At 43.6% G+C, this 25,949-nt stretch carries 30 protein-coding genes and 5 pseudogenes; 13 read left to right on the forward strand and 22 right to left on the reverse strand.

Annotated features, from left to right (window positions below):
* The first annotated feature begins 69 nt into the window (after positions 1-69).
* On the forward strand, positions 70-387 hold the full coding sequence (locus tag AC1DN5_RS14390; RefSeq protein ID WP_016937180.1) for a thioredoxin family protein: 318 nt from the start codon (positions 70-72) through the stop codon (positions 385-387).
* Here AC1DN5_RS14390 and AC1DN5_RS14395 read toward each other — a convergent pair.
* Positions 384-1,277, reverse strand: coding sequence for a cation diffusion facilitator family transporter (locus AC1DN5_RS14395; protein WP_366970137.1), 894 nt, complete (start codon positions 1,275-1,277; stop codon positions 384-386). The two genes, AC1DN5_RS14390 and AC1DN5_RS14395, sit on opposite strands and share 4 nt — an antisense overlap.
* Before the next feature lie 216 nt (positions 1,278-1,493).
* On the opposite strand from AC1DN5_RS14395, the pseudogene AC1DN5_RS14400 reads away from it, so the two are divergent.
* A pseudogene (locus AC1DN5_RS14400) lies at positions 1,494-1,668 on the forward strand (Fur-regulated basic protein FbpA); the annotation flags it as partial.
* Complete coding sequence (gene fbpB, locus AC1DN5_RS14405) at positions 1,661-1,807, forward strand: Fur-regulated basic protein FbpB (RefSeq protein WP_003156206.1); 147 nt, start codon at positions 1,661-1,663, stop codon at positions 1,805-1,807. The pseudogene AC1DN5_RS14400 and the gene fbpB, both read left to right, overlap by 8 nt.
* A gap of 25 nt (positions 1,808-1,832) precedes the next feature.
* Here fbpB and AC1DN5_RS14410 read toward each other — a convergent pair whose 3' ends face one another.
* The 8 genes from AC1DN5_RS14410 to AC1DN5_RS14445 all read right to left on the reverse strand — a co-directional run bounded on the left by AC1DN5_RS14410 (position 1,833) and on the right by AC1DN5_RS14445 (position 10,178).
* Entirely contained in the window at positions 1,833-2,978 is a 1,146-nt protein-coding gene (locus AC1DN5_RS14410; RefSeq protein ID WP_476982769.1) for an acyl-CoA dehydrogenase family protein, read from the reverse strand.
* Positions 2,979-3,092: 114 nt separating this feature from the next.
* Complete coding sequence (locus tag AC1DN5_RS14415) at positions 3,093-3,428, reverse strand: hypothetical protein (protein WP_003156210.1); 336 nt, start codon at positions 3,426-3,428, stop codon at positions 3,093-3,095.
* A gap of 94 nt (positions 3,429-3,522) precedes the next feature.
* Positions 3,523-4,263 (reverse strand): ABC transporter permease, encoded by a 741-nt coding sequence (locus tag AC1DN5_RS14420; protein WP_095242095.1) that lies wholly within the window; start codon positions 4,261-4,263, stop codon positions 3,523-3,525.
* 19 nt (positions 4,264-4,282) lie between these two features.
* A complete protein-coding gene (locus tag AC1DN5_RS14425; RefSeq protein WP_016937186.1) occupies positions 4,283-5,209 on the reverse strand; it encodes an ABC transporter ATP-binding protein in 927 nt (308 codons plus the stop codon).
* A 100-nt stretch (positions 5,210-5,309) separates the two neighbouring features.
* Positions 5,310-6,359 carry an AI-2E family transporter gene (locus AC1DN5_RS14430; RefSeq protein ID WP_016937187.1) on the reverse strand — a complete coding sequence of 350 codons (1,050 nt, stop codon included), beginning with the start codon at positions 6,357-6,359 and terminating at the stop codon, positions 5,310-5,312.
* A gap of 185 nt (positions 6,360-6,544) precedes the next feature.
* Positions 6,545-7,801, reverse strand: a complete 1,257-nt coding sequence (gene dctP, locus AC1DN5_RS14435) for a C4-dicarboxylate transporter DctP (protein ID WP_012116859.1) — start codon at positions 7,799-7,801, stop codon at positions 6,545-6,547.
* A 108-nt stretch (positions 7,802-7,909) separates the two neighbouring features.
* A complete protein-coding gene (locus tag AC1DN5_RS14440) occupies positions 7,910-8,581 on the reverse strand; it encodes a response regulator (protein WP_366970135.1) in 672 nt (223 codons plus the stop codon).
* Positions 8,556-10,178 (reverse strand): sensor histidine kinase, encoded by a 1,623-nt coding sequence (locus tag AC1DN5_RS14445; protein ID WP_366970134.1) that lies wholly within the window; start codon positions 10,176-10,178, stop codon positions 8,556-8,558. The genes AC1DN5_RS14440 and AC1DN5_RS14445 overlap by 26 nt, the downstream gene beginning before the upstream one ends.
* An 80-nt stretch (positions 10,179-10,258) precedes the next feature.
* Between AC1DN5_RS14445 and AC1DN5_RS14450 the strand changes: the two genes are divergently transcribed.
* Positions 10,259-11,311: a TRAP transporter substrate-binding protein gene (locus AC1DN5_RS14450; RefSeq protein WP_366970133.1), complete on the forward strand. Its 1,053-nt coding sequence runs from the start codon at positions 10,259-10,261 to the stop codon at positions 11,309-11,311.
* 82 nt (positions 11,312-11,393) lie between these two features.
* Positions 11,394-12,215 (forward strand): manganese catalase, encoded by an 822-nt coding sequence (locus AC1DN5_RS14455; protein WP_016937192.1) that lies wholly within the window; start codon positions 11,394-11,396, stop codon positions 12,213-12,215.
* Between the two features lie 24 nt (positions 12,216-12,239).
* Here AC1DN5_RS14455 and AC1DN5_RS14460 read toward each other — a convergent pair whose 3' ends face one another.
* The 4 genes from AC1DN5_RS14460 to AC1DN5_RS14475 form a co-directional block, all read right to left on the reverse strand.
* Positions 12,240-12,599: a YdbC family protein gene (locus AC1DN5_RS14460; RefSeq protein WP_016937193.1), complete on the reverse strand. Its 360-nt coding sequence runs from the start codon at positions 12,597-12,599 to the stop codon at positions 12,240-12,242.
* Positions 12,593-12,934 (reverse strand): cupin domain-containing protein, encoded by a 342-nt coding sequence (locus AC1DN5_RS14465; protein WP_045927189.1) that lies wholly within the window; start codon positions 12,932-12,934, stop codon positions 12,593-12,595. The genes AC1DN5_RS14460 and AC1DN5_RS14465 overlap by 7 nt, the downstream gene beginning before the upstream one ends.
* 133 nt (positions 12,935-13,067) lie before the next feature.
* Positions 13,068-13,439, reverse strand: a complete 372-nt coding sequence (gene gsiB / locus AC1DN5_RS14470) for a glucose starvation-inducible protein GsiB (RefSeq protein WP_003156229.1) — start codon at positions 13,437-13,439, stop codon at positions 13,068-13,070.
* Between the two features lie 100 nt (positions 13,440-13,539).
* Positions 13,540-14,346 (reverse strand): EcsC family protein, encoded by an 807-nt coding sequence (locus AC1DN5_RS14475; protein WP_366970132.1) that lies wholly within the window; start codon positions 14,344-14,346, stop codon positions 13,540-13,542.
* A gap of 162 nt (positions 14,347-14,508) precedes the next feature.
* On the opposite strand from AC1DN5_RS14475, the gene AC1DN5_RS14480 reads away from it, so the two are divergent.
* The 3 genes and pseudogenes from AC1DN5_RS14480 to AC1DN5_RS14490 all read left to right on the forward strand — a co-directional run.
* Positions 14,509-14,874, forward strand: coding sequence for a DMT family transporter (locus AC1DN5_RS14480; RefSeq protein ID WP_366970131.1), 366 nt, complete (start codon positions 14,509-14,511; stop codon positions 14,872-14,874).
* Complete coding sequence (locus AC1DN5_RS14485; protein ID WP_045927191.1) at positions 14,871-15,278, forward strand: DUF5360 family protein; 408 nt, start codon at positions 14,871-14,873, stop codon at positions 15,276-15,278. The genes AC1DN5_RS14480 and AC1DN5_RS14485 overlap by 4 nt, the downstream gene beginning before the upstream one ends.
* Positions 15,279-15,335: 57 nt before the next feature.
* A pseudogene (locus AC1DN5_RS14490) lies at positions 15,336-15,551 on the forward strand (DUF2188 domain-containing protein); the annotation flags it as partial.
* A gap of 58 nt (positions 15,552-15,609) precedes the next feature.
* Here the strand turns inward: AC1DN5_RS14490 and AC1DN5_RS14495 are convergent.
* Complete coding sequence (locus tag AC1DN5_RS14495) at positions 15,610-15,963, reverse strand: SH3 domain-containing protein (RefSeq protein WP_016937199.1); 354 nt, start codon at positions 15,961-15,963, stop codon at positions 15,610-15,612.
* A 636-nt stretch (positions 15,964-16,599) separates the two neighbouring features.
* On the opposite strand from AC1DN5_RS14495, the gene AC1DN5_RS14500 reads away from it, so the two are divergent.
* The 5 genes from AC1DN5_RS14500 to AC1DN5_RS14520 all read left to right on the forward strand — a co-directional run bounded on the left by AC1DN5_RS14500 (position 16,600) and on the right by AC1DN5_RS14520 (position 20,296).
* Positions 16,600-17,877 (forward strand): Nramp family divalent metal transporter, encoded by a 1,278-nt coding sequence (locus AC1DN5_RS14500; RefSeq protein WP_116746213.1) that lies wholly within the window; start codon positions 16,600-16,602, stop codon positions 17,875-17,877.
* A gap of 107 nt (positions 17,878-17,984) precedes the next feature.
* Entirely contained in the window at positions 17,985-18,251 is a 267-nt protein-coding gene (locus tag AC1DN5_RS14505; protein ID WP_029575267.1) for a hypothetical protein, read from the forward strand.
* A 517-nt stretch (positions 18,252-18,768) separates the two neighbouring features.
* On the forward strand, positions 18,769-19,053 hold the full coding sequence (locus tag AC1DN5_RS14510) for a hypothetical protein (RefSeq protein WP_016937203.1): 285 nt from the start codon (positions 18,769-18,771) through the stop codon (positions 19,051-19,053).
* Between the two features lie 72 nt (positions 19,054-19,125).
* The gene (locus AC1DN5_RS14515) at positions 19,126-19,683 is read left to right on the forward strand and encodes a hypothetical protein (RefSeq protein WP_366970130.1); all 558 of its coding nucleotides are present in this window, start codon (positions 19,126-19,128) and stop codon (positions 19,681-19,683) included.
* 382 nt (positions 19,684-20,065) lie between these two features.
* Positions 20,066-20,296: a hypothetical protein gene (locus tag AC1DN5_RS14520; RefSeq protein WP_252206696.1), complete on the forward strand. Its 231-nt coding sequence runs from the start codon at positions 20,066-20,068 to the stop codon at positions 20,294-20,296.
* 360 nt (positions 20,297-20,656) lie between these two features.
* Here the strand turns inward: AC1DN5_RS14520 and AC1DN5_RS14525 are convergent, their stop codons facing one another.
* The 8 genes and pseudogenes from AC1DN5_RS14525 to AC1DN5_RS14560 all read right to left on the reverse strand — a co-directional run bounded on the left by AC1DN5_RS14525 (position 20,657) and on the right by AC1DN5_RS14560 (position 25,835).
* The gene (locus tag AC1DN5_RS14525; RefSeq protein WP_254922222.1) at positions 20,657-20,791 is read right to left on the reverse strand and encodes a hypothetical protein; all 135 of its coding nucleotides are present in this window, start codon (positions 20,789-20,791) and stop codon (positions 20,657-20,659) included.
* Positions 20,791-21,921, reverse strand: a complete 1,131-nt coding sequence (locus tag AC1DN5_RS14530; RefSeq protein WP_441397064.1) for a response regulator aspartate phosphatase — start codon at positions 21,919-21,921, stop codon at positions 20,791-20,793. The genes AC1DN5_RS14525 and AC1DN5_RS14530 overlap by 1 nt, the downstream gene beginning before the upstream one ends.
* Before the next feature lie 136 nt (positions 21,922-22,057).
* On the reverse strand, positions 22,058-22,261 hold the full coding sequence (locus tag AC1DN5_RS14535) for a DUF2651 family protein (protein WP_228767510.1): 204 nt from the start codon (positions 22,259-22,261) through the stop codon (positions 22,058-22,060).
* A gap of 75 nt (positions 22,262-22,336) precedes the next feature.
* Positions 22,337-23,470, reverse strand: coding sequence for a hypothetical protein (locus tag AC1DN5_RS14540; RefSeq protein WP_025853743.1), 1,134 nt, complete (start codon positions 23,468-23,470; stop codon positions 22,337-22,339).
* A gap of 62 nt (positions 23,471-23,532) precedes the next feature.
* Positions 23,533-24,300 carry a septation ring formation regulator EzrA gene (locus tag AC1DN5_RS14545; protein WP_079890911.1) on the reverse strand — a complete coding sequence of 256 codons (768 nt, stop codon included), beginning with the start codon at positions 24,298-24,300 and terminating at the stop codon, positions 23,533-23,535.
* Positions 24,301-24,716: 416 nt separating this feature from the next.
* Positions 24,717-24,971: pseudogene (locus AC1DN5_RS14550) on the reverse strand (peptidoglycan-binding domain-containing protein); the annotation flags it as partial.
* Positions 24,972-25,287: 316 nt separating this feature from the next.
* A pseudogene (locus AC1DN5_RS14555) lies at positions 25,288-25,495 on the reverse strand (phage terminase small subunit-related protein); the annotation flags it as partial.
* 90 nt (positions 25,496-25,585) lie between these two features.
* Positions 25,586-25,835, reverse strand: a pseudogene (locus AC1DN5_RS14560) (hypothetical protein).
* Positions 25,836-25,949 lie beyond the last annotated feature (114 nt).

The following is a 25,949-nucleotide window of genomic DNA, read 5'->3' on the forward strand; positions in this document are numbered from 1 at the left end:
TATGAAAGCATTTGTATGTAATTCCTTTTTATTTTATATTAAAATGGCATGGAAAAGGAGATGTGTCATATGAAAAAAATCAGTACAACAGAACAATTTAATGAACTTATTCAATCCGACAAGGAAATCATCGTGAAATTTTTCGCTGACTGGTGCCCTGACTGCACGCGCATGAATATGTTCATCGGCGATATTTTGGAAGAATATAATCAAAATGATTGGTATGAGCTGAACAGAGACGAACTCCCTGAGCTTGCCGACAAATATCAAGTGATGGGCATCCCGAGCCTTCTGGTCTTTAAAGACGGTGAAAAGAAAGCGCATCTGCACAGCGCAAACGCGAAAACTCCGGAAGAAGTCACAGAGTTTTTATCACAGCATATTTAATTCGTTTCGTGATCTTTGTTTATGACTTCAGGCTCTACATGAACATGGACATGAGTCACATCATGTTCATGTTTTATTGCACATTCGACCTCATCGGCTACTTCATGACCTTCTTTCACAGACAGTCCCGGATCTACCGTAATGACCATTTCCACATGAACCGTGCTTCCCAAATACCTTGCTTTCACATCCTTCAGCCTGCTGACTTCTTTTATTTCTTTCACCGTATGTTTGTACGGTTCCAAATCTTTCAAGTCAAATCCGTCCGTCAATGAGTGGGAAGCATCTTTGAAGATGTCCCGTGCCGTCTTACAGATGATGATCCCGATCAGAAAAGCAATGACCGGATCAATCCACGGCAGATGAAAGCGGGCCGTTATGACACCTATAAACGCCCCAATACTGACATATGCGTCAGATCGGCTGTCTTTCGCCGCCGCATGAAGCGCCGAACTTTTGATCCGGTTTGCAAGACGCCTGTTATATACATACATGCCGTACATGACGATCGCGCTTCCGAGCGCCGTCCATGCCGCAATGTAGCTCGGTTCGGCCTCCGTTCCGCTGACAACCGCCTTCGCCCCACCGATCAGCACTTCAATCCCGACCGCCATCATAATAAAAGACGCAATTAGTGAAGAAATTGTTTCAGCTCGATAATGTCCGTAGGCATGATCGCTGTCCGCGGGGCGCTGGGAAATCCGGAGCCCGATCAACACAGCAAGAGATGCGACAATATCCGTGGCATTATTTAACCCGTCCGCTCTAAGCGCTTCGGAATGATAAATAAGACCGATCGCCAATTTGACGGCGGCAAGGATGAGGTATGCGGCGATATTCAGAATCGCGCCTTTCTCGCCCCTTTTTAAGTTCGCCGTTTGATCATTCATGTAAGGACTCCTCCATTCTCATTCATAGTATGGATGGAAAAGCAGAAAAATAGCAGCTTTTATATGGCGGAAATGCAATCAATTCGACAGCATTATTCCCCGGGAAACTTTTTGTCGAAAAATTGGCGGTATTTTCTCTTTACATATGAATAGGCTCATTGTATACTTTCATTAACTGATAATGATTATCAATATCATTTGATTAGGAGGGTAATCATGAGATCTTCTCCTCAACTCAGATCATCATTCGAAGGACGTAAAAAACATCTGATCCATTTGCTGATCAGTAACGGAATATACAAGAAGTCGGAACGGCACTTATATGAATTATCGCTTGGAGAGTTAGAAAGCGAATATCAAATATGTAAGGAAGGTGCGGGCTCATGGCGAAACGGAAAATAAAAACATACGAACAGCTGATAAAAGAAAACAAGGCGGCCATTATGAATAATCAAAAGCTGATGAATGTCATTTATGACAGAATCGACCGCAAGCATCAAAAATTGCTCCGGCACAACAGCCATACATAAAAAGAGCCTATTTCAGGCTCTTTTTTTATTGCTCAAAGGCTTCCGCCGCTAATTTGCCGATTACCGCATCGTCCATCGGCGGGTTGTGAAGGCCGGCGCGGGCGTCACGGTAATACCGCTGAAGCGGGTTGTTTCGCTCCAGGCTTTTCGCGCCGGTGATTCTCATGGCTTTATCAACAACGGAAAGGACGGCATTTGTCACAATGTGTTTTGCCGCGCCGAGTTCGCTTTTGATGAAAGGGCGGCGTTTCGGGTCATCATACATTTGCGCCGCCGTGAAAAGAAACTGTCTCGCTTTTAACAATTCAAGCTCCATTTCCCCGACACGCTGCTGAACGGCCGGCACGTCTTTAATCGGTCCGTTCAGGCTGTTTGGCGAATATTCGGATGCAAACCGGACGGCATAGTCCCTTGCTGCTTGAGCGATACCCAAATAAGCAGCGGGAATGTGAAGCAGCCAGCCATTCACTTTCGCCGCTCTCGGCCCGCTGATAAGCTCCACGAGCCGCTCGTCACTGACCGTGACATCATCTAAAATGAGGTCGTGGCTTCCGGTCGCCTTCATGGCAATCATATCCCACGTTTCTTCGACCGAGACGCCTGCCTGATCTTTATGAATGAGAAAAACACCGGTCGTKTGTTTTTCTTCAATCCATGCCGTCACAAGCATATAATCCAAAGTCAGCGAAAGGGTTGTAAAAGTTTTTCGGCCGCTCAGCACCCATTTTCCGTCTTTTTTGACAGCGGAAGTGCCGGGTCTTCCTCCCCTCGTCGGACTGCCGGTCTGCCGTTCAGTCGCTGCCCTGTTCAGGACGGCTCCCTTTTTCACCTCTTCTGTGATAAAAGAAAAGACATCTTCATTCCAGCTGTTTTCTTCTCCGAGCTCTCCCATGACAGATAAATGCCAGCCGATTCCGAGAGCAACAGCCGCATCTCCCCGGGCCAGCCGTTCCTGAAACAGCACCATATCATAAACGGAAATGCCTGCACCGCCGAAGGCCTCAGGTACCGTTAACGCCGTATATCCCGCGTCCCGCAGTCTTTCAATTTTCTCCGCGGGAAAACGGCCCTCTTCGTCATCAAGCGCGGCTGTTTTTTGAAATTCGTCTGCAAGCAGGCCGATTTTTTCAATCCATTCTCTCTGCCGTTCGTTCTGTATCCATAAAGACACTGGAATCCCCCCATTATAATTCCGATAAAGTTAATAAGTATTATAGAGATTCAAGTCCCGTTTCGCAACTGTAAGGCTGTACAAAAAAACACGCTATTCCATAGAATAGCGTGTTCAGACTGCTTCCGGGCCGCGGTCCTGCTTGAGCCCGAGATAAATCAGCATATATGTGAGGTAACCCATCGTCATCACAAGTCCGCCAAAGAAAAAGCTTGAGAATATCGGCTCTTCAAACGCGGTAACCGCCGCAAGCACGATCCAGCTTGCATACAGGTAGATGATGAAATAACGGAATCCCGTCTTCATTTTATATAAGAGAAACAGACCCACTGTAGAAAACAATCCCAGCGCAAGCCTGAAATAAACAAGATGTTCGAATTGGAACATGAATGACACAAAGGAAAAACCAAGCAATAACACAATCGGTAATGCGGTAATAAAATTTCTCAAGTGAGCACCTCCGTCATTACCTTTATTATAAATCAAAATAGCATAAATTATTGATTTATCGTGATCTTTTTCACAAAAATGTCATTCCTTTACTTTATACCCGAACATCGCGTTTGCAAAAGCTCCACCAAGCGACGGCTAAGAAGAAGACGATATGGATAATGATAATGCCTGTCGAAAATAACGGCGTCATTCCCGCAAACAGCGGTTTCGCCCCGCTCATGTATTGCGTCAGGTCCGTATTCGCGAACAGCAGGAAGCTTCCCCATTTGTTTTGGAAGACTGACATAATCGTCACAAGTGATTTTGCGCCGTACAGGACGATAAATGACAGAATGACGGCCGTGGCGCTGTTACGGAATAAGGAAGAGCACAGCAATCCGAAGCATGCCATCGCAAATGCCTCGACCCAGTTCGTGCCGATTACTTTCAGTGTGTTTACAAGAAGCGTCCCTGATTCAGATGTCACCGACACTCCGAAGAAAGCCATGCCGAACAGCAGAGACAGAATATAGTACGCCGCATACAGGTACAAGCTGACCAAAAATACGGTAATGAGTTTAGATATAAAAATCCGCTCCCGCTTTACCGGACGGATTAACAAAAATTTAATCGTTTTCTTATCAAATTCAGCTGAAATGATCGTCGCCGCAATGACGATCGTTAATGCTTCAAGCAGAATATTGAGCCCGGGCGCGTACGCCATATAGCCGATGAAATTCTCGTCCGTTCCGGAGCTGATGACAAGCCGTTTAATGACGAGCGCCATAATAAACTGAAGAACGGCCATTAAAATCAGCGCCACTAATGAGACTTTACGATTAAAGAGTTTCATATGCTCATTCGCTGTCAATTTAAACATTCGTCTCCCCCTCCTCTTGAAGTGCCGCCGTCACTTTCATGAATTCATCCTCAAGCGATTCCGCATACGGCATGATGGAATACACGAGAAAGTCTTGTCCGACGAGCGCCCGGTTTAATTCCGGGATGTCCTTCTTCGCTACGGTGACGGTAATGCCCCCGCCGTTTTTCTCCGGAGCAAACTGCTGTTGGGACAGCCATTCGAATGCTTCGTCAGCAGGCTGTATGTCGAGGACGGCTTTTTCTTCTTTTTCCGCTGCGCCTCGCAGAACGACCTCTGTTTTGATTTCACCTTTTTGAATGATGATGACACGGTCGCAAAGGTCCTCCACTTCACGCAATAAATGCGTCGCAAAAAGGATGCTCGTCCCTTCAAGTTCCGCGAGCTCTTTTAAGTGATCGCGAAAATCTTTCATTCCGCCGGGATCAAGACCGTTTGTCGGTTCATCTAAAATGAGCAGATTCGGACGGTGAAGAATGGCCTGTGCAATCCCGAGACGCTGACGCATGCCGAGGGAATACGTTTTAACTTTGTCGTGAACGGCATTTGCGAGCCCGACCCGCTCGATGACTTCCTGAAGCCTGTCCTCTTTGATGTTTTTGTGCATGTTGGCAAAGTGCTTCAGGTTTTCCCATCCCGTCAGATACGGGTAGAATTCAGGGTTTTCCACGATCGCGCCGACGGATTCCAACGCTTTTTCGAACTCAGTATCGTGCTGAAAGCCGTTAATTGTAATCGTGCCGCTGTTTTTCTTTAAAAGACCGACGATGATGCGGATCAATGTAGTTTTTCCCGACCCGTTCGGACCGAGCAAACCGATGATCTCGCCCTGCCTGACATCCATGCTGATGTTTTTCAAAATGTGCTTTTTGCCTATTGTTTTGTCAAGGCCTTCAATATGTAAAATCGGCTCAGTCATACAGCCTTCCTCCTTTTTCAAAAAAAAATAAACAGTGCCCGTACATAAGGCACTGTCTGCATTATAACATTTGTCATTTATTCGTGAAGAGCCGGGGCTGTTACGTCTTCTCCGGCCCCGGTCCGGATTTTTCTTTCTCTTCATTATTGACGACATCCAGAATATCCAGCAGGAACACAAAAATCGGAATCCCGATAATCAGGCCCCAAATGCCGAAGAAATGTTCCGAGAAAATCAAAACCGTAAAGGTAAAAAAGATCGGAAGTTCCGTTTTCGCTGACATCAGTTTCGGATTGAGGAAGTACGTCTCAATCGCATGAATAACGAAAATGACCAATACGATGTAGATAACATACGCAGCGCCGCCCGTCGTATACGCGATGATACTGAGCGGGATGAGCGAAATCACCACACCCGCCACGGGAATGAGCCCGAGGAAAAAGACCATGATGGACAGGCCGAACAGCTGCGGAAAATGCAGAATGGCCAATGCGATGAAGGTGAGGATACAGTTCACCAGCGCGATAATAAATTGTGCTTCAATCACTTTGCCGAATGTTCTCGCAAACTTGCTGCCGAAAAAAGCAAGTTCATAGTAAAAGACAGACAGCTTGCTGTGCTGAAATTTTTTCATGAATTCCGTGAGCCGCTTTTTCTCGAACAGGAAAAACATGCTGAGAATCAGTGACATCACGACCTGCAAACCGAAAGTGCTGATATCGGCCAAGTATGTATACAGTACATTAAATCCTTCTTTTACATAAGAACCGATATTAATGTCACCGAACACGCTCGATATTTCATCATAAAACGGGATGACATCGGGATGATACGCGATGTGCTTGATCTGCTTAATCAGCTGTTCAATCTGCTTGGCAACAATCGGGTAGAAGACAAAACCTCCCACAGTCGCTCCGACAGCCAGCGCAATATATAAAATGGTGATGACCACCCTCTGACTGATACGGAAAAAATGGTTCAACACGTGCCGGATGACAGTCTCCAGCCGATCCATCAGAAAAGTAAAAATAAACGTAAGCAAAATCAAATTAATCATACTTCGGAATACAACTAACACCCCAGTCAAAACAAGAAAAACGGAAAAACGTCTGACACCCGGATGCTGAAAAAATTTAAAAATAGCCGCCATTTATACACTCCTGCTAGGACAAAAAGCCCTTAGATTTCATCTTTCACTCTCTAATTGTAAATTATATAACAAAATGACGCTAAGGTCTTTGTCCACCTCCTAATAAATTTAAACAAATTTATCTTTTTTACTCATGGCAGACAAAAAAAAGAACGGCATGCCGGATGCATGCCGTTCCTCCCATTTTATACCGCCGTTTTCATTTCTTTTACGGCCTGTGTGCTTTTTGCTTCGTCAAACTCATTTTCGCTCTTGGCTACGATGATGGTGGCGATTCCGTTTCCGATCAGATTGACGATCGCCCTTCCTTCACTCATAAAGCGGTCAACACCGAGGAGCAGCGCAAGCCCTTCCAGCGGAATTACCTGGAGCGCCGACAAAGTGGAGGCGAGCACGATAAATCCGCTTCCGGTTACGCCCGCCGCGCCTTTTGATGTCAGCATTAACACGAGAATGATCGTAACCTGCTGACCGATGGTAAGGTCAACGCCGAACACCTGCGCCAGAAAAACCGTCGCCATGGAAAGGTAAATCGAGGTGCCGTCCAGATTAAAGGAATACCCCGTCGGAATCACAAGACCGACAACCGATTTGGAACAGCCGTAGCGCTCCATTTTATCCATCATCCGCGGCAGGACGGACTCAGAAGAGCTTGTGCCGAGAACGATGAGCAGTTCATCTTTAATAAACCGGAGATAGTTCCACAAACTGAAACCGAAAAGCTTGCAAATGATATTCAAAGCGACAAATACAAACAGGAACATTGTAACGTATACAGACAGCATCAGACTCGCCAGCGGCTTGATGGAATCAAGTCCGAAGTGCCCGATCGTATAGGCCATGGCCCCAAATGCGCCGATCGGCGCCGCGCGCATGATGTAGCCGATGATCTTGAAAAAGACGTGCGACAGTTTATCGAAGAAATCAATAATGCTTTTGCCTCTTTCACCGAGCGCTGCCAAGCCGACTCCGAATAAAACAGAAAAGAATAAGACCTGAAGAATGTCACCTTTCGCAAAAGCGTCAACCATGTTTGACGGAACGATGTGAGTGATAAATTCAATCCAATCAATTCCCTGTCCCCCGTTTTGCGTGTACTGAGAGACATCCCCTTTTTCAAGCTTGCTGTAATCAAGCCCCTCACCGGGTTTCATGATATTGACGACCAGAAGTCCGATAATAAGGGCGATGGTGGTCACGACTTCAAAATAAATAAATGCTTTTCCCCCGACTTTGCCGACTTTTTTCATATCTCCCATCTTGGCGATGCCAAGCACGATCGTCAGGAATATGATCGGTGCGATAATCATTTTTACCGCATTGATAAATGTATCGCCGAGCGGTTTCATCTGTTTCCCGGCCTCAGGCCATACAAGCCCGACGATGACGCCGATGATGACCGCCGTGATGACTTGGACTGTGAGATTTTTGAATATTTTCATCCCTGCTCCCCCTTGCCTCTCGCTGTGTCTATGCTGAAATGATAGCGTTTTCAAACAAAGAGGGGAAGCTTATGTTCATAACGGACATTTTGGTCTTTTTGGTCTCGGCTAACGGACGAATTTGTAGCGGTTAACCGGCCGGCCCACTCCCCCGTACTGAATGTCGAGCTTAATCTGACCGTCTTTCTCAAGAAAATCAAGATAGCGCCGCGCCGTCACTCTGGCGATTCCGAGCGCTTTGGCGGCTTCTTCAGCTGAAAGCGGCTCCGTCTGCCGTTTCATATAGGTTATAATTTCATTCATCGTAAAATGATTTAACCCCTTCGGCAGATCCCGGGACGGATTTTGCGGAATTTTAAGCAGCGCGTCAAGCTGGTCTTGAGACATGGTGTCATGCTGTTCCATTTTCCGTTTATATTGTTTAAAGTTTTCGAGCGCCTGTCTCATCCGCTCCAGCTTAAACGGCTTCAAAATATAGTCGGCCGCGCCGTTTTGCAGCATAAGCTGGATCGTTTCTTTGTCTTTTGCAGCCGAGACGATGATGACGTCCACTTCGAGCTTTTGTTTTCTGATTTCCTGAAGCGTTTTAATTCCGTCTTTTTTCGGCATGTACACGTCTAATACCACGAGTTCGGGCCGAAGATCTTTTATAAGCCTGATTCCCTCGTCTCCGTCAGCTGCCGTGGCAATGACGCTGAATCCTGAAACGCCGGTGATAAATTCTTTATTCACCTCCTGCACCATCGGATCATCTTCAATAAGCAGCACCTTGATTTCCATCTATTGATTCCTCCCCCTTCATCGGAAATAAAATAGAAAATGCCGTTCCCTGTCCCTGCCGTGTGTCGACTTCTATGATGCCCATCCCTTTGTCGACGATCTGTTTGACGAGGTACAAGCCGTATCCCGTGCCGCCCGTTTTATTGACGGTAAACCCCTTTTCATAAATGTGCGGGATATGCTGATCGGAAATCCCGCTTCCATTGTCTTCTATTAATATCGCAAGCACTTCTTCATTTTGCTCGATACTGATGTCAATGTGTTTGTCCTCCGTGTCCGCTGTTTCGAATGCGCCGAACGCGTTTTCGATTAAATTGCCGAGCAGGACGACGATGTCATGCTGGTCCACATGCACCGGAAATTGTGAAAAGCTGCTGTTTTCATCAATTTTCACAGAAATGCCGAGCTCTTTGCCTCTTTTGATTTTGCTTAACAGAAGCCCCGCCGCGGCGTCATTTTGAATGGCCTGATGAAGGAATTCTGTGACGCTTTCTTGTTCTGATGATGCCTTGAAAGCAAGCTGGAGCGCTTTTTCTGATTTTCCGAGCTGAATCAGTCCCGCGATGGTGTGAAGCTTGTTCATGTGTTCATGGTTTTGGACTCTGAGCGCATCGACAAAATTTTTCACACCTGTCAGTTCTTCAGCCATTTTCGCCGCTTCCGTCCTGTCCTGGAATATGGCGACGGCGCCGATGACCTTCTTTTTCATAACGATCGGAATTCTGCTGCTCATGATGACCTTCCCGCTGACTTGGATTTCTTCATTATATACAGCCCGGTTTCGCTCGACGATTTCCGGGAGCCGCGAATCTTTTAACACGTCCCAGATCAGCCTGCCATCGGTCTCTTGTCTGACATTGAATATCTGCTTCGCTTTTTCATTAAAAATGGTGATGTGATGCTGGTTATCAATGGCGATGACACCTTCATTCATTGAGTGAAACGTAGCGGTCCGTTCTTCATACATTCTCACGATCTCATGGGGCTCCAGCCAAAACATCTGTTTTTTGATGTGGCGTGCCAGCAAAAAGGAGCCGGCCAGTCCGAAACCGAGCGCCAGCAGAACGATAAAGAGAATGTCATGTTTCAGCTGAAGAAGGATTTCACCAAAGCCGGGCAGCGTTTTACCGGCAAGGACGACGCCGATCTGATTCAGATCCCGATCTTTTATCGGATAAAAAGCGCGGACGGCAGTGCCGATTTCTCCCTTTGCTTCGGAAAAATAAATGTGCTCGGCAAACGCCGCGGCTTCGTCCTCACCCCTTGAACGCTTCCCGATCATCGTGCTGACGGGATGTGAATAACGGATATGGTCCATATCCATGACGACGATGTAGTCCGCTTCATTGATGATCCTTATTTCTTCGACCGCATGGCGCACGTCTTCCCTCTGCTTTTTCTGCTCCAGGGCGCGTTTGACATCGGTCATCTCAGATACCGTCCGCGCCGTATTCATCAGCCGTTTTTTCAGCTCGCGCTCCTCTGTATGCTGAATATTTCCGATCAGCACGATGCCGACGATCAAAAAGGTAAAAAGCACGACGATATAAGAAAGTATGGTGATTTTCCAGCGGATGGTGAGCTTTTTTTTCGTCATTGGCCTCTTCCTTTCCGTCTCTTTACGAAAACGGCCCGCCCGATTATGCTTGTTATAGAAAATGGCGGAGGGGGTTTTCGATGAAAAGCTTGCTGACGTGTCTCAGCCTGATGGTACTCGGTATCGGAACCGCTTTATTCATCGGCTTTCATGATCGTTTCCCAACGGATGAACCGTATTATGATGACGAACAGGAAGGCCTGAAAGATCAAATGGTGTTCAAATTCAGCCATGTCGTTGCTGAAAACACGCCTAAAGGGCGGGCGGCGAATAAATTCGCCGATCTGGTCTATCAAAAGTCAGGCGGAACCATTAAAGTAGAGGTGTTTCCAAACGGGAGCCTCTATTCAGATAATGAAGAAATAAACGCCCTCCAAAACGGGGACGTGCAATTCATCGCTCCCTCCACCTCAAAGCTCGGATCTCTGTCGCCTGAATGGGGTGTTTTAGATCTGCCGTACGCGTTTACAAACTATAAAGCCGTACAAGAAGGCCTAAACGGCAAAATCGGGACTCGCCTGTTCGCTTCTTTAGAAAAGCATCATTTGAAAGGCCTGGCATACTGGACGAACGGATTTAAGCAGCTCACGTCGAACAAAGGGCCTATCTTCACTCCGGACGACTTGAAAGGACAGGCGCTCAGGATCATGCCGAGCAGCGTGATCGAAGACCAATTCCGCCTGCTCGGCGCGAACCCGCGGCAGGATTCGTTTAATTCCACGTTTCAGCTCTTGGAAAGCAATCTCGTAGACGGAGAGGAAAATACGATTTCAAATATCTATTCTAAAAAATTTTATAATGTTCAAGATTATTTGACAATCAGCAATCACGGATACCTCGGTTATGCCGTGATGACCGACGAACATTTCTGGAATTCACAGACGGAAAAAACGAGAACCATCTTAACGGAGGCGATGAAAGAAACAACGGAATGGAACGAAACCTCCGCTGAGAAAATGAATAAAGACCAGCTTGAAGAAATCAAGAAGAATTCATCCATCAATATTCACATGCTGACGAAAGCGGAAAAGAAAAAGTGGATGAAACGCCTCGATCCGGTTTACGGACAATATGAACAGGTGATCGGCCGGGGGCTTGTGCAAGACTTGTTATCTTTGCGGCGCGATCCTTAGCAGGACCGATACGCCCATCTCCGTTTCATCCCTTTTCCTGATGGGGAAGTAAATAGGGACAAATAAAAAAGGAGATGGAGACATGTTTACACATACGAAAAAACTGCAGCATCCGGCAAAACCGGATCGTCCTGACCCGCTGTTCGCAAAAAAGATGCAGGAAATCTTGGGCGGACAATACGGGGAAATATCGGTCGCCATGCAATATTTGTTTCAAGGCTGGAATACACGGGGCAATGAAAAATATAAGGATCTCTTGATGGATACCGCGACGGAAGAAATCGGCCATGTCGAAATGATCGCGACAATGATTGCGAGACTGTTAGAAGATGCCCCGCTGGCGGAGCAGGAGAAAGCGGCTGATGATCCGGTCATCGGGTCCATTTTAGGCGGAATGAATCCGCATCATGCGATCGTCTCAGGACTGGGCGCCATGCCGGAGAGCAGCACGGGCGTTCCTTGGAGCGCAGGCTATATCGTCGCAAGCGGAAACCTCCTGGCAGACTTCCGCGCCAATCTGAACGCCGAATCACAAGGAAGGCTTCAAGTCGCACGCCTGTATGAAATGACCGATGATAAAGGCGTGAAAGATATGCTCAGCTTTTTATTGGCCCGCGACACCATGCATCAAAACCAATGGCTTGCGGCCATTAAAGAATTAGAAGCACAGGAAGGCCCGATCGTTCCTTCCACTTTCCCGAAGGCGCTGGAAAAGCAGTCATTCTCGCATAAACTTATCCATTTCTCAGATGGAGCAGAAAGCGCTGAACAAAATTGGCTGAAAGAAAAAGCGCCTGACGGCGAACCTTTTGAATACGAAAAGGAACCGAAAGCGCACGGCGAAATAGCGAAGCTGGATCCCGTCCCGCCTTATGTCCACAACACGCTTCCCGGACGAAAATAAAAAAGCCCTCTAAAGGGGCTTTTTTTAGGTGCGCACAACTGTCCAATCCGGTTCGTATCGGATGTCCGGGTGATGTAACAGCTCGTGAATGAAAGGTTCATCCTCTTCGTACAGCATCACTTCTATTGAAAGAATCGCAGCCTTCTGCTCGTTTTCTTCGTATATGCGGTCATGTTCGTTCTCCATAAAATGATCATAGGCCTGTCTGTTCTCCCAAACGCTGATGATCTCTGCGATGAACAGACCGTCTGCGTTTTTCCGCCAGCCGCCGGCCTGTTTGACGAAGCCATTTACACGTGATAATGCTCCCCACCGTGACTGTGCTTGCGAAAATGCTTCAGCGTTTGCAGCGTCTGTTTCACATACAATCTTTTTGATCAGCACGGCAGTTCCTCTGTGATGACTGTTTTCGCATGCGTATGCTCGACACAAAGATTCACGGTTCTGACGTATGAGCGTGTACGGTGAATCGTGCCTTTCGGGATGAGCAGGCTGTCATTTGCTTTGAGCACTGCAGTTTCTTTGTCCTTAAAATCGATCAGCAGCTCACCTTCAAGAACAATGAACCATTCATCTGAGTCAGGGTGATGGTGCCAGTCATATTCTCCCGTAAACACTGCGAGGCGCACACAGTGGTCATTGATCTCCGCGATTGAAAAATTATCGTGTTTTTCTTTGACTTTATTGGCGATGGCGAGTAAATGTTGCATTTCAGACACAAGTAAAAACTCCTTTTTTCATTTATTGTACTGCAACGCCGGCCCAGATCAAGATTTTTCCAAAACAAAAAGCGATCCAGCTGATGCGCCGGATCGCTTTTGATCTGCAAGTTGTCTGCCTTTTATGCTTTTATTAGCTGCTTCGTCTGTTTCCGCCTTTTTGGCCGATTTCTTTATAAAACTCTTTGTCATGATTTTTGCTTGTAGCTTCTCCGCCTTTTTGGCCGATTTCTTGATAGAATTCCTTGTCATGGTTATTGCTTGTGGCTTCTCCGCCTTTTTCACCGATTTCCTGATAGAATTCTTTGTCGTGATTTTTGCTTGTGGCTTCTCCGCCTTTTTCACCGATTTCCTGATAGAATTCTTTGTCGTGATTTTTGCTTGTGGCTTCTCCGCCTTTTTGACCAATTTCCTGATAGAATTCTTTGTCATGGTTATTGCTTGTAGCTTCTCCGCCTTTTTTACCTGCTTCTTCTCTGCTCATTTTGTTATTATCTTGTGCCATTTTTGAATTCCTCCTTTAATTGGTGTTGGTTGTTGGTTTCCCGATTTCAGAACTGCTAAACAAAGAAAACACATTGAATGTGTTTTCGGGTGATTTTTTATCATTCTGCATCCTTCAGCCGGCTTAGAATCCGGCGTTTTTTATAAAGCATGATGCCTGTTTCCGCGATGCTTTCTAAAGCTGAACGGTTGGCGGATGCGCCAAAGATGATGCCTGCGGCCGGAACCATTTGCAGCAGTTTTTTCGCAGCGAACGTATCGCGGTAGCTGTAAACGACTTCCCGCCAGCCCTGTATCTGCGAGGCAACGCGCTGATAGGTGCGGTCGTTTTGATCATATTGCCGTAAATCCTGCAGGATCGCTTTTTTTCCGATGACGTCACTCGATACCAGCTGAAGCAATTTGACGATAAACACGCGTTCTTTTTTGTCTTTCGGGTCAAAGCCGTAGGCAATCGCGATATCCTGCAGTGTCTTTAAAGACAGACCGAGCATCGCCGGGATGTCTGCCGCAAGCGTAAACACGCCGCCGACTCCCGTTGCGGCTCCCTGCACCGTCGCGGCCTTTACACTTGTGCGCGCCATGGCTTCTGCGATTTCGTCCATGACGGCAAGCGGCGCATTGCGAATGTCGTGAAGCGTTTGACATGTTCCGTGCGGAAGTCGTTTCTGAAACTTTTTCATGATGCGCTTTTCTGATGTGAGATACTGTCCGCCTGACTGAATAAACGTTCCCGTTTCATCGAGTATGCGTCCGATTTTCCGCTGGATAAATTGCGGTGTCAGCTTGTCCAAAAGCTGAAACGGCAAGCGGGTGAATGTTTGCCAGAACATCACCCTCTGCTGCGCCTTTTCCCATTTTTGAATGTCTCTCAATTGTTTTTCCAGGTCTGTCCGCTCTTCTGTCACCCGTCCTGCACGTCCTTTCTGAATTCTTTCTTCATAGTATACCTTTATGGTGTTTTCTTACCCGACCGGGTTTTTTATTCGGAAGGGCATTCCATTGTTTAATTTTCTTTAAATTCTATATATTGTATAATTTTGAATAATACGAATGAAGGAGAAGGTTGAATGCATTGGATTTATTTGAGTTTAGCGATCATTTTTGAAGTATTGGGTACGGTCAGCATGAAATTATCAAATGGTTTTACAAAACTTGTCCCCAGTATTTTATTATTATTGTTTTATATCGGCAGCCTATGTTTTCTTACTTTGACTTTGAAATATATAAGTGTCTCCATCGTGTATGCGGTCTGGTCGGGAATGGGGATCGTACTGATTTCCTTGATCGGAATTTTTTTCTTCCATGAACAGTTCTCTGTCATAAAAGCTGTCTCTGTTCTTCTGATCATCATCGGTGTCGTTTCCTTAAACTTTATTTCTGAAAGTGAAACGTCATCAAACGGCATCAGCGTTCATACGGACAGAAACAGATGATGAAAGGCTTAAAGGTTCTCTTCCTCATTACAGATATTGGATTTATCATTTATTGGATTGTTACTTTTTTTGAGTGGATTCCAAAAAACATGGTGTTTAAAGATTATGATAACGCCATGATCATGGCTTGGAACTGGTCATTCTTTCCCTTAGATATTTTCATTTCGATAACCGGGCTGTACAGCTTGTTTCTTTATAGACAGAAACATGCGTTATGGCGACCTTTCGCATTAATATCACTTGTGCTGACCTTTTGTTCAGGCCTGCAGGCGATTGCCTTTTGGGTATTTATCGGTGATTTTGATCTTATGTGGTGGGCATTCAACCTGTACTTGCTTCTTTATCCTTTATATTTTATTCGGAAATTGCTGGCCTCTCATAAAAATAGCTGTCATTCTTTTTGATGAGGCGGTTTTCTTTTTCTTCAGGCGGGAAACACTTTTTATAAAGGAGTGATAGACATGCCTTGGTCAATGAAGGATTATCCGCAATCATTGAAGAATCTCGAGGAACCTGTGAAGAAAAAAGCGATCGAAATCGCGAATGCGATGGTGGATGAGGGATATGAAGAAGGACGGGCCATTCCCATTGCGACAAGTCAGGCGAAAGAGTGGAAAGAAAATGCCTCTAAGGAAGAAATCGATCAGCTGATGAAGCACGATGATGAAACGAAGCGCGGAAATTGATCCGGTATATATGGAAAAACCCCGCTCTAAAGAGAACGGGGTTTTCTGATTATAAACCGTAATAATAAGAAAGAGTGGTGACTGACACGTAGCCTGTCGCTCCTGCATACGTGACTTTCAGCCATTTATTAGAATTGGTGTAGTGGCCTTGAACATATTCACCGGTTACCCAAGAACCTGTAATTTTTTTACCGCTTGAGAATGTTGTAATTGTTGAACAGCTGACCTTAGAGCATGAGCGCATATTAGCTCCGTAAATACCGACTGTTCCCCCGCTGGCTAAAATGGAAACGTCCGGTTCAGCTTTAGGTGTAAAAGTTGCAGCTGATGCAGAGCCGCCAAAAGCGAATAAAGAAACAACAAACATCATGGCTAGAGAAAAGACCGACAAACGACGTACCAAGAAAATTCCCCCTCTTTTATCATATGGCTGGAAAGCTTTCCTGAGGTTATTATACGTTTTCGCCCGGAAGACTGGAATAAGTCTAATGCTCCAACTTCTTTTCTGCATGAATGATAAAGCGCTTTCTTTGTTTCGATAAATAACAGCGGTTTATTGGACTTGAATCACTGATATATCGTTGATTCAAACATTTATTCAGAGCGTCCGGAGTTTTTCCGGAGGTCATTTGAATGGTACAGGAAGGTTTTATCTTCCAATGGAAAGGTTCATTATTATTCTATTTACCCGGCAAAATGGAGGAAATGTGCCGTCTTTTTTCAAATCTTTGCTGGCGGACGGAATGTTCTGACGATTTATGGGACAGTGTACTCTTTCACCCTTTTTAAAATGGAGAACCCGTGCGGAAACATCGTTGAGAACGGCATCGTTTCTTTCCGAATACGATGTCTTTTTCATTTTCGGACCTTTCTCGGGCGGGATACATATCATAGATAAAACAGGGCATACATGTACTGGTTTATTGAACATAAAGAGCTTGACATCTCATATTAGCGGATTTATGATGTAGATAAAATAATTTGCACCTAGGAAACTTTTTGTTATTTAGCTAAAAATCTATCGGAATTTAGGTGAGACATAATGAGCAAAGACATCTCAGCACAATCATTGCAAGCAAAAGCCATTCAGGATGCACTTGACGGCAAAAGCAAGGGATTCAAGCGGCTTCTGCCTTTTTTAGGTCCCGCATTTATCGCGGCGATTGCCTACATTGATCCGGGAAACTTCGCTACGAATATCTCAGCTGGTTCGAAATTCGGGTATATGCTGTTGTGGGTCATCCTCTTTTCAAACTTGATGGCTTTTTTAATTCAAGTCCTTTCCGCGAAGCTCGGCATCGCGACGGGTAAAAACCTGCCGGAAATCGCCAGAGACCGGTATCCGAAATGGGTATCGGCCGGGTTGTGGATACAGGGTGAATTGGTGATCATGGCGACTGATCTGGCTGAGTTTATCGGAGCGGCCCTCGGGCTCAATCTGCTGTTCGGCATACCGATGATGGAAGCGGCCATTATCGCGGCGATCGGCTCATTCGCGATTTTAGAGCTGCAGCGCCGCGGTTACCGGGCGCTGGAAGCGGGCATCGCCGGACTTCTGTTTGTGGTGGTGATCGCCTTCGCCCTGCAAACCTTCTTCGCCAAGCCTGACGCCGCTTCCGTTCTCGAAGGGCTGTTTATCCCGAAAATTGACGGAATGGACAGTGTGCTTCTGGCAACCGGGATACTCGGCGCAACCGTGATGCCGCACGCCATTTACTTACATTCCGCACTGACACAGCGCCGTGTCGTCGGAAAAACGGATAGCGAGCGGAAAAAGATTTTTAAATTCGAGACGATTGACATTCTCATCGCGATGGTGATCGCAGGGGCGATTAACGCAAGCATGCTGATTGTAGCGGCGGCGCTTTTCTTCAAGAACGGGCTGTATGTAGAAGATTTAGACGTGGCTTATCAGCAATTCGGCCACTATATCGGGCCGGCATCAGCCGCTCTCTTCGGAATCGGGCTGCTGGCCGCGGGGCTTTCGAGCTCTTCTGTCGGCACATTGTCAGGCGACATTATCATGCAGGGCTTCATCCGTTACCGTATCCCGCTTTATTTGCGGCGTTTCATTACCATTATTCCGCCGATGCTCATCATTATCTCAGGGGTCAACGCCACAGAAGCGCTTGTATGGAGCCAGGTCGTTCTTTCATTCGGCATCTCCTTTGCGCTCGTGCCGCTGATTATGTTTACGAGCAACAGACGCCTGATGGGCGCCCTGACGAACCGTAAATGGGTGACGGCTCTCGCCTGGCTGATTGCGGTTTTGGTGATCGCGCTTAATCTGTTTGTGATTTACGATTCTTTCCGTTAGAAACACCGGCCGATATGGGCCGGTTTTTTTCTTTTGGCGCCGGCTCTCGTTCGTATCTTTTTCCGGGTGTTTTTGGTATGATAGAAGAAAAAATCGGAGTTTTGCTTATGTCAGTATTTATCCTTTTTTATCTGTGGATCGTGCCGATTGTCATCGGCATCTTCTGTTCTCTTATTGCTTATCGGACAACGGGCAAGAAACGCCTGATTCCCGGCTTTGTGATGGTCGCATTGAGTATCGTTTCCTTAATCACGGGGCTTTGGATCGGCGGAGTGAACTATCATGTGTTCATCGGGGGCATGTTTTTATTCGGTACGTTATTGGCCGGTTCCGCCTTCCCGTTTTTCTTCGCTCTTTCACGCAAAAAAAAATAAACAGGCATGCTGCCTGTTTATTTTTTTTAATTAACCCCAAATTATAAAACCGCTCCGATCATGTGGTTCCGCCTCAATCAGCCTGTACATGTATTATATAGGCTCAGCCCATGTTCTATTTCACGAAACTGCAGCTAAAATGAATCCTAGTAAAGAAGATTTTGGATCACGAGAAAAATACTGTATTAAAATCCTATTTACCCAAAAAATACCTATTGATAGAATGGTATCTGAGAGGGAAAAATGTTCAAAGCGGATCATATAGGTCCCGCCTAAATACATAGTCTTTCATTTCTCTCTACACTACATTTCTAAAGGAGGATTTCCCATTAGACACGCAGCTAAAGGCATTCTGTTTGCCGCATCTTTAGCCCTTGTAACTACTTCTTTTGTCCCCGCATCCTTAGCTAAAGAAAATCATAATAATACTGCCAATGCCACTGGAACGGCCAAATCATTTTTTTATCAGACTGATACACAATTTTCCTACGGACTAAAAGCACAAAGCGATGCATCTGTGTCAAAACCAGTCAAAGATGCAATCAGAGAAGTGCTGAAAAATAAAACAAAATTATTTAATCTTGTTGAAAGATTAGCAGGAAAGAAAATAAGAAATGAACTTGAATCTGTTTTCAATGAACACATAGAACCGGTTTTAAAGAAAATGCTGAACGAGTATGTCGCCTTAAGCTGGACTGACGTGGAAAAGAATCTTTATCTTTCACTTAAAAAGTCCGGACTTTCTGACAGCCAGGCTAAAAACCTCGCTCATTTGACAACTTTAGCAATGAAAACATTTTAAACTGATTCATAAATGATCATGCAAAGTGCTGTTAGATTCACTCTAATAGCACTTTTTCATTGGAGATTTCACTTGACTATCTTTTTTACTGTTTTACTCACTCTCTTATGCTGCCTTGTTATTTCATCTCTTATTTTTATGATTCTATTAAAAAAGGAAATTGTGGATACACCACCCAACCACTTAGCTCATGCAGCATTCATAGGGCTTATTGGATTCTCCCTGTGCTTCGCTGTAACTGTACCCAGCCTAGTTATTTATTTTGCAGCTATAACTGTAAATCATTTTTTCGGAGAATATATCTTCTACGGTTCACTTTCAGACTTATACATATTTTCTGTCGTCGTCAGTATTTTAGCTTTCATTTATATGCTAATCCTTATGGCAATTGTAAAAGGAATGACTCATGTTTTTAAATTACCTGCTTGGTTAGCCTATATCCTTGAATTCATTTTTGCATGGGCTGCTGTTTACTTCTCAATTGAATATGTTTCCAATCATATCATTGAGAACATAGCTATATTTCAAGGTGGAGAAATTCTTCTTTCATTCTTCATAACTTTCTTATTTTCGGGCCTGGATATCCTTTTTACTCATTTGGATAAGATCGCAAAAGAGAAATTAGGCTAGTAAAGGGGGAATTGGGTATGAAGAGCATTAAATATATATCTTATTTTTCTATTTCTTTAGTTTTGCAGGTGGTATGGCTGCTGCTAATAAAAGAAACCCCTAATATATCTCTAATAGATATGATGACGATGTCCTTTTTATTCACTCTCTTTATGTTCATCTTGGATCAAGTTTTCAAAAAAAAGCGGACAAATTAGGGTCTGTTTTTAATAATCCTCGGGCTTCTCTTTCGTTTTGAAATTGTTCCGGATCTGGGGATGCTGCGGCGAACCGTTCATTAATGTTTAACACCAGCCTCGTAAAATACTTCTCCTTTTATATAACATCCTGACTTTTCCGTCATATATTAAAACGAAAAAACGGCAAAAAGGAGTAATGAAACATGATATTGTTTATTGGCAAGTTCATGTTGCTCTTTTTATTCTGTTCGCTGGCATATTATTTGTTTAAAGTTGTTTATTACAATATAGGGAAGAACATTGCGCTTAAAACTCCGAAAGGGACAAAGACGAACCGGACGGCACATGTGTTTGTCAAAAATGGAACTAAACTGAAAGATGGAGATTACTTTATGATCGCTGTTGTGACCGCTCTCTGGCTGTTCTTCAGATGAAACCGCGCTGATCCATCACGAGTTTTTTGATCAGCCATCGCTCGCCAGCTGCCGATTTTCACAATCATCGTTTTCGTTTAGGACGACTATATGCAAGCAAGCCGCTCAACAAACAAAGGAGCTGTCGAGATCTTCTCGATAGCTCTTTTGTTTGTCCTTGAATGATTGAAGATAGGCTTAAAAATGGACAGCGTCTTTCTCATGCATGCATCGTTCAAGAAAACACTTCACAGCAAAACGGAAAGGTGAACGCAATACAAGTAACGGTTAAGAACCTTATGAGGCAGCGTATGTTGATTACTGGATAAGAAAAAGAAATCCCCCAGTCTTAAAAGGTGGAGGTCAAAAATTGGAGAACACTTAAATATTTATAGCTTTTTCAGCGATATAAAAAGTTCCAGAGTCACTCATTTCAGCAGTATAAACATTTGTCACACTTAATAATCCAGTGAAAAGAATACCGATTAAAGCGGAGCTGATTATAAGTTTCTTCATTATATAGCCTCCGTAACCTTAAGTATTTGTGTTTGGGCATGTATGGTTTTCTTTAAAAAGTTTCTTCCCTCTACATAGTTTCTCTTCTCAAAATGAAAGTCACCTAATTTTTCGGTTAGCTCTGCGAAATCAGACCAAAGGCGTTTCTTTTCCAAGTAACCTAAGCTTTGTTTCACTTCTGTTTCATTATATTCTTCGTATAATGAATTAATGATTTTTAATTTAGCCAAATATTCTTCTTCATTAGAAGTCCGAGCACGATTTAAAGCCGTTTCATAAAAGAAACGCGCTTCCTTGGCTTTATCACATTGGTACAGGACATTTGCCATCATATATAATGATCTCACACCATACACTGTATCAATATGTTCTTTCACGTCTATTGCCTTTTTGAAATTCTCTTCAGCAGCAATTAAATTTTTCCCTCTTAAATAAACTAATCCTAAGTTATGAAAGATCACTCCGATAATTCTTTTCACTTTTTCCTCATCCAACCCACGGGCGATACTTAATGCTTCCCGATAATATGATTCTGCTTCCGTCAGCCTGTACATATCGTACATGTTAGCACCAACCATCATATTACAGCCAATCACTTTCACTTTGTATAATTGACTTTTTTCAAACAATTGCTTGGCTTTTTTCAAATGATTGAGGGAAACAAAGTGCTGATCAATTTGATAATAGGCATCAGCTATTTTGTAATGAAATTCAGCTTGCTCCATTTCATCTGATACAGCATTCAACTCTCTCTCTGCTTTGCGATAATAGCCTATCGCTTCAACATACTCTTTATGATCAAATTCATACATTCCACGAAAAAATAATGAGTAATACTTCAAGAGGCCTGTAAGTCTTTTTTGCGGCTTTTCTATTTTTTCAAGTAGTTCGTCGATTGTGGGGCGATCTCGATATCTGTCTTCCGGCTCCAAGGAATCTAACATCAATTGGTGACGAAAGCACATCAATGAATAAAAAACAAGCAAATCCTGATCCTCTTCCATCTCCTCTATTTCCTGTTCGACTTCAGCCTTCAAAATCTCAGCATCAGGCACACTGAACTGGCGAATCATTTTGTACCATTCATTGATCTTGACACCAACTTGGGACGACGGCAAAACTTGATCCATATATACCTCTCCCTCTAATCACTATTTTTGTAATATTATAACTTTTCCTACAATAAACACAAACGAAAAAATCCCGCAATTTTCGTCGCGGGATTTTTGGGATTATGGTTTTGATGTACACTCTTGATTATACCATTTAATATTTTCGCTTTGTAAAATTCATTATAGTCTTAGTGATTGAACCGGAGATAAGGCAGGCTCCCGTCATGATAAACACCCAAATTAAAAATGTTGGCTCTGCCCCTATCACAACAAACATAAATATCAATGACAGGATCAATACGACGACAACCATAGTCCATACTTTTTTAAAGATGAAATACCCTATTATCCCCAGCATAAAAGAAGCTGCCGGAAGAATAATGAGTATGATATATGCAGGGCTCAAAAACGGGCTAATATAAACACCTCCTACTTATTTTAAAATTTCGAACCGGGCAATTTCCCACTCTTTTTTTGCTTTTAGCGGGATTGTTTTTACCTTTTTGCCTGATTTCAAATCATAAGACGTGATATCTCCAAGCTTGTTATCACGCTGGATATCAAAGTTTTTGAGTAAAACATACATCTCTCTGTCATTGAATTGAACATCATTCATTAATTTGTTATCATCCCCAGCATAAAAATCAAAAGATTTTTTCTTAACCATTTTTTTATCAAACACCTGCAGCTTCCCCTCAAAAGAAACAGCTAAGATGCTATCTTTTAATATTTTCAATTTTGCAGGATGAAACCCTTTCTCCATCTCGACTTCTTTTTTTACCTTAAGAGTCTCTCTGTCTATTAATATGAGCTTAGAATTCTCTTTCTCATTCACGTTATCATTAACTGCCAGTACAAATGTATTTTCATCTAGAGCTTGGAATGCATCCTTTTCATCCATGAAGTATATCCCTTTATTCGGTATGGATGCCTTGTTCTCTTGCTTATTTCTCTCTGGGTTAATTGAAAGGATGGACATACTTTCTTCATCACTTGAAATGACATAAATTTTATTTTTAGCGACGATTGCTGATCCAAGTTCTCCGTCAAGCTTTATTTGTTTCTTGTTTTTTCGGCTGTTTCCCTTCCAATATACCAGTTCACTTTCCAGCCCTTTGTCTGTATATCCAACGTTAATGTCATGGATGATATAACCGTCAGAACTATTTATAAAGAAAGCACCTTCATCCTCAGTTGTTTTTGACAAACTCTTTTCATTTATTTTGTTTATTTTTCCGGTTTTATTGTCTATCATCAAGTGATTATTGCTTCTATTTGATGAGAAGAACGTATCGTTTTTGTTATATGAAGACATCGTGAAATTTATACCATCTTTCAATTCCAAGCTATCCATTTTAGCACCATCTTCACCGTAAACCCCAATCTCACTTCCCCTATCTAAAGTGTTAGAAAAACCAACAATAAATTTTGCATTGTCAATATCCTTTAATACAGTCTTTTTATTGCTGCTTCTTTCCTCTTTTTCATTCCCAGTTTGGATGAGACCGCAAGAGGTTGTGACTATCAGTATGCAAATGAAAATAAACAGGGTCTTAAGTCTATTCATATTTTCCTCCCTTTGAAATGACAAAACAACCGGTGCAGCACCGATTGTTTTTGTCAATTTGTTTAACCCTTGTGATAAAAGATTGTTGTGTTATTGGATTTTACAAGCTCCATTGGTGTTACAACGCTGTCCCATTTGACATTGTCAATATCAATACCTTGGTTTTTCCAAGAACGCCAAGCTAGTTGAGAACAATAAAATTTAGCAGTTGTCTTTTTATTTAAAAAGTTGAAATTATATTTCTTTTTATTATCTGCTTGCTTTTCCGCATATTTTGCAGCGTTTATATACTTATTGTTATTCGATCCTTTAACCCATAGACCATAAACTTTCTTTTTACTTCCCCAGTTATTATTATATCTGCGAACTCCATCTTGGTTTATAGGGCTCCAGCTTTTCGCCCATGCTTCAACTGTTTTTGATTTGTTAGTTGAAACAACCGCAGCATGTCCTACACCAATAGACCAACTTCCAGAATTAATTTCATAGCTTGTAAGAACATCACCTTTTGTACCTAACGCTTTTGCTGCAATTTGGTTCTTGGGCTGATATTCAGGCTCCTTGTATTTAGGAAGAACTTCATCAATTTGACCAGAGGCTTTCAATTCTTTGATTTCTTTTTGGGAATCCTTATACAAGTCTTCTGCATGTTCTTGTACATACGCATACTCTTCTTTACTCATTTCATAGAATTTCTGTACTTCTTCACTTGTCATGCCGGCATCTTTCATTTCCTGTATTTCCGTTTGGACTTTTTCATTAGTAAGTTGCGGAAATTCTTCAGCATGTGCACTTTTCCCAAATCCCAAGCCTAAACCGGAAATCAACATAGTTGTAGAGAACATGGTGGTAAGTAAAAATTTACTCTTTTTCACGTCAGTATCCCCCTATTGAATATTTTTCCTTCTTTTCTAATATATAGGATATAAATAAGGTTGTAAACACCTTTTTTGAATTATTTAGGATATTTTAATCATTTCTATCTAGTGCATAATGACACAAAATCGGGATATGCAGTGCCAACTGAACTATAGGATTTGGGTTTTGCACGATGTTTATCAGGCAATGTGTTGTTTCACTATTTCTTCGTAAGGTTACCCTTCAAATTTTATACAAATTTACAAGTATTTGAAACTACTTCCAACAAACACATTCTACCATTGATGCGAACCACAATTCTATATACTTCTTTATTTTTATGAAATATATAGAATTGTGGTACAGCCCTATTAAAGGGCTGTTTCATTTATTTCAGAAGAGACAACATTTTTGCTTTCGTTTTTGGCCCGTAAATACCGTCCGCAGTCAATCCATACATGGACTGGAACCGTTTGACTGCATTTGCAGTCTTCGGTCCGTAATAGCCGTCTATTCCGTTATTCTTCGCCCCTTTGTCCGGGTAGTAATAAAGAGCCGCTAGAGCCGTCTGGATCTGTTTCACAGCTGTTCCCTTAGTTAAGGGGCTTGTCACTTTAAAAACGCCTGACGGCAGCGTGTAAGATGATTTCTTTCCTTTTGTTGGAGAGCCGGCCGAATCCGCCAGCTTTAATACTTGGCCGACTTTGAAAAATTCGGGTCCTTGATACCGTTCAACCTTTGCAGGGCGGCCATGCTTACGCCTGACTTCTATGCAATGACGATAATATTCCGCCTTTTTTGACGGTGTACGTCAGCACTGGTCCTTTTCCTGTTTTTTGATAGAGGCTCACGGCGCTAATGTGCAAACGCCCTGGCCCTTCAATAGCTTTTTTATCAGCCATCGCTCGCTAGCTGCAGATTTTATGATCTCTGTTACCGTGTCAGCAAATTTGAATGCGCGGCGCCTTGCCTCCTCTATTCCCCCGGGCGTTTTTCTTTTGGAGCGCCCGGACGAAAAGGAGCGCTCCCTTTCGATTTAGGAGCGCTCCCATTGATTTTTTCTTCCCATTTATCATTAGCTTTCCATTTGCGGACAGTGCTGCTGGTGACGCCCAATTCATCGGCAATGTCTTTTAATTTCTTGGTTCCGCCGCTCTCTTTCCACAAATGAAAAGCCTGGTCTCTGCGTGGATCTCTTTATCTTGGCATTACATCATCACCCACCCCCGAGCCATCTAATTGAGTTTGAGTTTGTTTTTAAATTTCTTCATCCTTCTGAAGCTGTATATCGAGCTCTATGAGCTTTTTTAAGTCGTCCACAGTGTTTTACCTCTATTCGACCGTTTTGAAAGTCTCTGATCCACTGTGCAATGCCTGCACTAACGATTTTCCGATACTTCTCTTTGGATTCACTGATATTTTCAAGAACATCGGTTTTATGTAAAAGCAGAAGCTTTTCCTTCTCTTCATCAGAATAGGAACATACGTTTGTTTTTTCTCTTGTCATGCTCCCCATCCTCCATTACAATATGAATCAGAGCGTGATTTCCCACAAACGCGGCCGCGTCATGATCACGCTCTCGCAGGGAGCTATCTCTGTTGTGATTGGAGGGTGTTAGTA

It is taken from the genome of Bacillus sp. 01N42_2, assembly GCF_056399565.1.